This is a genomic window from Tardiphaga sp., assembly GCF_025356345.1.
In the GTDB taxonomy this organism is placed as follows: domain Bacteria; phylum Pseudomonadota; class Alphaproteobacteria; order Rhizobiales; family Xanthobacteraceae; genus Tardiphaga.
The window spans coordinates 1-4,685 of record NZ_JANXTC010000191.1; the positions used below are offsets into that span (position 1 = coordinate 1).

Annotated in this window: 5 protein-coding genes and 1 pseudogene; 1 reads left to right on the plus strand and 5 read right to left on the minus strand. The window is 63.0% G+C overall.

Features of this window, described 5'->3' with window-relative positions:
* Positions 1 to 63 precede the first annotated feature (63 nt).
* Entirely contained in the window at positions 64 to 915 is an 852-nt protein-coding gene (locus Q0S16_RS11295) for a LysR family transcriptional regulator (RefSeq protein ID WP_295848223.1), read from the minus strand.
* Positions 916 to 1,020: 105 nt separating this feature from the next.
* Between Q0S16_RS11295 and Q0S16_RS11300 the strand changes: the two genes are divergently transcribed.
* Entirely contained in the window at positions 1,021 to 1,407 is a 387-nt protein-coding gene (locus Q0S16_RS11300) for a tautomerase family protein (RefSeq protein ID WP_295848224.1), read from the plus strand.
* A 243-nt stretch (positions 1,408 to 1,650) separates the two neighbouring features.
* Here the strand turns inward: Q0S16_RS11300 and Q0S16_RS11305 are convergent, their stop codons facing one another.
* From Q0S16_RS11305 to Q0S16_RS11320, 4 genes and pseudogenes are all read right to left on the minus strand, one after another.
* Complete coding sequence (locus Q0S16_RS11305) at positions 1,651 to 2,532, minus strand: 3-hydroxybutyryl-CoA dehydrogenase (protein WP_295848225.1); 882 nt, start codon at positions 2,530 to 2,532, stop codon at positions 1,651 to 1,653.
* Positions 2,533 to 2,659: 127 nt separating this feature from the next.
* Positions 2,660 to 3,604, minus strand: a complete 945-nt coding sequence (locus tag Q0S16_RS11310) for an FAD-binding protein (RefSeq protein WP_295848227.1) — start codon at positions 3,602 to 3,604, stop codon at positions 2,660 to 2,662.
* A complete protein-coding gene (locus Q0S16_RS11315; RefSeq protein WP_295848228.1) occupies positions 3,604 to 4,353 on the minus strand; it encodes an electron transfer flavoprotein subunit beta/FixA family protein in 750 nt (249 codons plus the stop codon). The genes Q0S16_RS11310 and Q0S16_RS11315 overlap by 1 nt, the downstream gene beginning before the upstream one ends.
* A 117-nt stretch (positions 4,354 to 4,470) precedes the next feature.
* Positions 4,471 to 4,685: pseudogene (locus Q0S16_RS11320) on the minus strand (ATP:cob(I)alamin adenosyltransferase); the annotation flags it as partial.

Here is a 4,685-nt window from a genome sequence, read left to right on the forward strand (position 1 = left end):
GTTGCCAAAAGTGGGCATTTTTTAACAGGAAGCATCAAGCCAACATATACGCAAAAGAACCTGTCACCCCGCCCCCGCCCGGAACGCCGCCCCCAGCGTGCGCAGCGCACCGCGGGCACGGGGGTCGGTAAGGTTCGAATAAAGCATCGCCTCGCAGCCAGGTAATTTGGGCAGGCCGAGCCGCGGACCGAGATCGACGCAGCCGGCCGGCGCCACCCGGCGCACCAAAGCGGCCACCGCGAGACCGGCGGAGATCGCCGCGCCGAGCGTGGCCACACCGCCGCCGACGAACACCTCGGTCCAGGGAATACCGGCCGCATCAAGCGCGCCGACGGCCATGCCGCGCACATTGCAGGGCTCGGCCTGGGTCGCCAGCCGCAACGGCTCGCCGGGCGGACAGTTGAAATCCGGCGCGGCCATCCAGCCGAACTGCTCCTCGAGCAGCACCTCGCCGTCGCGGCGGCGGACGTCGTGGCGGAGTACGATGGCGGCGTCGAGCGCGCCGGCATCATAGGCCTCGAGCATCAGCCGCGAGGTATCGATGCGCAATTCCATCACCAGAGCAGGATCGGCGGCGCTCAAGCGCTTCAACACCTGAGCCAGATCGGCGCCAACGAGATGATGGCTGATGCCGACCACCAGACGTCGCCTTTCAACGGCAAAGGATCCGATCGCCATCTGGTGCGCCGCGACGAGATGGCGCGCCGACGCCAGGAACGCCGTCCCCTCCGCCGACAGCCGCACCAGCCGCGGCGTGCGCTCCAGCAGCCGCCGCCCAAGTCCGCTTTCCAGCCGCTTGATCTTCAGACTGACCGCCGACTGGGTGCTGCCCATCGCCTCGGCCGCGCGGGTGAAACTGGCCAGATCGGCCACCAGCACGAAGGCCTGCACGGCTTCGACATCCAGCGTTTTCATCGGAAACCATTGCAATATGACATCATTGAAATATTATTTCATACCATTTTCCAATGATCAAGGGCGAGCTAATGTTCCTGCATCGATCAACAACAGGACATCACCATGCCGCTGGTTCGCATTTCACTGAAAAGGGGCAGACCGCCCGCCTACCGCCAGGCGATCGCAGAAGGCGTCTACCAGGCGCTGCGCGATACGTTTGACGTCCCGGACAAGGACCGGTTTGTGACAATCACCGAGCACGACGGCGACGATTTCATCTTCGACCGCAGCTATCTCGGCATCGATCGCAGTGACGATTTCATCATCATCCAGCTCACCGTCAGCAACACCCGGCCGCGAGAGAAGAAGCAGGCACTGTACCGGCGCATCGTCGAAGTGCTGGCCGAAAGCCCCGGGCTGCGGCCGGAGGATGTCTTCATCAACCTGGTCGAGGTGCTGCCGGAAAACTGGTCGTTCGGCCTGGGCGAAGCCCAGTATGTGCGGGGGTGACCATGACAATCCGCATCCTGCTGGCCGCGCATCTCATCGGGCTGGGCATCGGCGTCGCAACGATCGTCAGCCTGGTGCCGGCGGTGACGCGTCTGGTGCGGATGTGTGTGTAGGAGGAAGAATGTGTAGGCTGGGCAAAGCCCCGATGCGCGGAGCGCGGCGGGGCGTGCCCACATTTGACACCGTGCCGGAACGCGTAGGCATGGCGCAACGGCGCCTTTGCCCACCCTGCAAGTCTACAAGCTACCTTGTCGGGACCGGCTTCTCGCCACGGTAGTCGTAGAAGCCGCGCTGGGTCTTGCGGCCGAGCCAGCCGGCTTCGACATACTTCACCAGCAGCGGGCACGGCCGGTACTTGGAATCGGCGAGACCCTCATGCAGCACCTGCATGATCGACAGACAGGTATCGAGCCCGATGAAATCGGCCAGTTCGAGCGGGCCCATCGGGTGATGCGCGCCGAGCTTCATGGCGGCGTCGATCGCCTCGACGTTGCCGACGCCTTCATACAACGTGTAGATCGCCTCGTTGATCATCGGCAGCAGGATGCGGTTGACGATGAAGGCCGGAAAATCCTCGGACACGGCGATCTGCTTGCCGAGCTTGCTGACGAATTCCTTGGAGGCTTCGAAGGTGGCATCGTCGGTGGCGATGCCGCGGATCAGCTCGACCAATTCCATCAGCGGCACCGGATTCATGAAGTGAATGCCGATGAATTTTTCCGGACGGTCGGTGGAGGCCGCCAGCCGAGTAATCGAGATCGACGACGTGTTCGAGGCGATGATCGCTTCCGGCTTCAGCACCGCGCAGAGATCGTGAAAGATCTTGCGCTTGATCTCTTCCTTCTCGACCGCGGTCTCGATGACGAGGTCGCAATCGGCCAACCCGTCCATCGAGTCCGACGACACGATCTTGTCGAGCGCGGCCTGGCGGGCGCCTTCGGTGATGATTTTTTTGGAAACCTGCCGCGACAAATTGCCGTTGATGGTGGCCATCGCCGATTTCAGTCGCTCGGCCGAGACGTCGTTCAGCACCACGTCGAAGCCGCCCAGCGCGGCGACATGAGCGATGCCGTTACCCATCTGGCCGGAGCCGATCACACCGACTTTCTTGATCATGTCTGCCATCTTGTCATCTCACCGGGGGACGACCGCCGATCGCGACCGCGCCTTGTTCTGTCACACCCATCGGCCGGAGTCCGCAGATCCCCGGCCGATGTTTCAAATCAACCTTAGCGTGGCTGTTTTGCCGCGGTTATTTGCCCAGCGCTTCGGTCAATTCCGGCACCGCCTGGTAGAGATCGGCCACCAGTCCGTAATCAGCGACCTGGAAGATCGGGGCGTCCTCGTCCTTGTTGATCGCCACGATCACCTTGGAATCCTTCATGCCGGCGAGATGCTGGATCGCGCCGGAAATACCGATTGCGATATACAGCTCGGGGGCCACCACCTTGCCGGTCTGTCCGACCTGCCAGTCGTTGGGCGCATAGCCGGCATCCACCGCGGCGCGCGAGGCGCCGACGCCGGCGCCGAGCTTGTCGGCGAGCGGCTCGATATATTTGGTGAAGTTCTCGCGGCTCTGCATGGCACGGCCACCGGAGACGATGATCTTCGCCGAGGTCAGCTCCGGACGGTCGCTCTTGGCGACTTCCTCGCCGACGAAGCTGGACAGGGCGGGATCGGCGGCCGCGGTGGCGGACTCGATCGATGCGCTGCCGCCCTCACCGGCCGCGGCCGCGAAGGTCGAGGTGCGCACGGTGATGACCTTCTTGGCGTCTTTCGATTTGACGGTCTGGATCGCGTTACCGGCATAGATCGGGCGTTCGAAGGTGTCGGGGGCGATCACCTTGGTGATCTCCGAGACCTGCATCACGTCGAGCAGAGCGGCGACGCGCGGCATCACATTCTTGAAACGCGAGGTGGCCGGTGCCAAGAAGGCGTCGTAGCCCGGCGCCAGCGACACGATCAGCGCGGCCAAGGGCTCGGCCAGATCGTGGGCATAGAGCGCGTCGTCGGCCAGCAGTACCTTTGTGACGCCGGCGAGCTTGGCCGCCTTGTCGGCCGCGGCCTTGGTGCCTTCGCCGCCGCCGGCGACGAGGACATGAACCTCGGCACCCAGCGCGATGGCGGCGGTCAGCGCCTTATTGGTCGAATCCTTGAGAATGTCGTGCTCATGTTCCGCAATGAGAAGTGTGGTCATCAGATCACTCCGGCTTCGGTCTTGAGTTTCTCGATCAGTTCGGCGACGTCCTTGACCTTGACGCCAGCCTTGCGGCCTTCCGGCTCGGTAGTCTTGATGATCTCGAGATGCGGCGTGAGATCGACACCGTAGCCTTCGGCGGTCTTCTCGCCGATCGGCTTTTTCTTCGCCTTCATGATGTTGGGCAGGCTGGCGTAGCGCGGCTCGTTTAACCGAAGGTCGGTGGTTACGATCGCCGGGCCCTTCAGTTTCACGGTCTGTGAGCCGCCATCGACTTCACGCGACACGATGAAATCGGCACCGTCGACTTCCAGCTTGGACGCGAAGGTCGCCTGCGACCAGCCGAGCAAGGCGGCCAGCATCTGGCCGGTCTGGTTGGAATCGTCGTCAATCGCCTGCTTGCCGAGGATCACCAGACCGGGTTGCTCCTCATCGACGATGGCCTTGAGGATCTTGGCGACCGCCAGCGGCTCGACCGCGCCGTCGACCTTTACCAGGATGCCGCGATCGGCGCCCATGGCGAGGCCGGTGCGGATGGTTTCGGAAGCCTGCGCCGGCCCGATCGACACCACCACCACCTCGGTCGCCTTGCCGGCCTCTTTCAGGCGCAGGGCTTCCTCGACCGCGATTTCGTCGAACGGATTCATCGACATTTTGACGTTGGCGAGTTCAACCCCGGTTCCGTCGCTTTTCACGCGAACCTTGACGTTGTAGTCGACTACCCGCTTGACCGGCACCAGAACCTTCATCGGTTCCCTTTCGTCTTTTAGCTTGGATTGATCTGTGGCGGCGGAACCTAAAGGTCCGGCCAATCCCGGTCAACGCGGGAGTGTCCAAAATCGAGGAACGTATACGTATTCCGCAACTTAGCGATTTTGCCCCGGCACCCAGAGCACGTCGCCGGCGCCGTTGTCATTGACCGTGCGGCTGGCCACGAACAGGAAATCCGAGAGCCGGTTCAGGTACTGCACGGCCTCGCCATTGACCGGCTCGTCCGGCTGGGATGCCAGCTCAACCACCATTCGTTCGGCACGGCGGCAGATGGTGCGTGCGAGATGCAGGAAGGCTGCGGCAGGCTTCC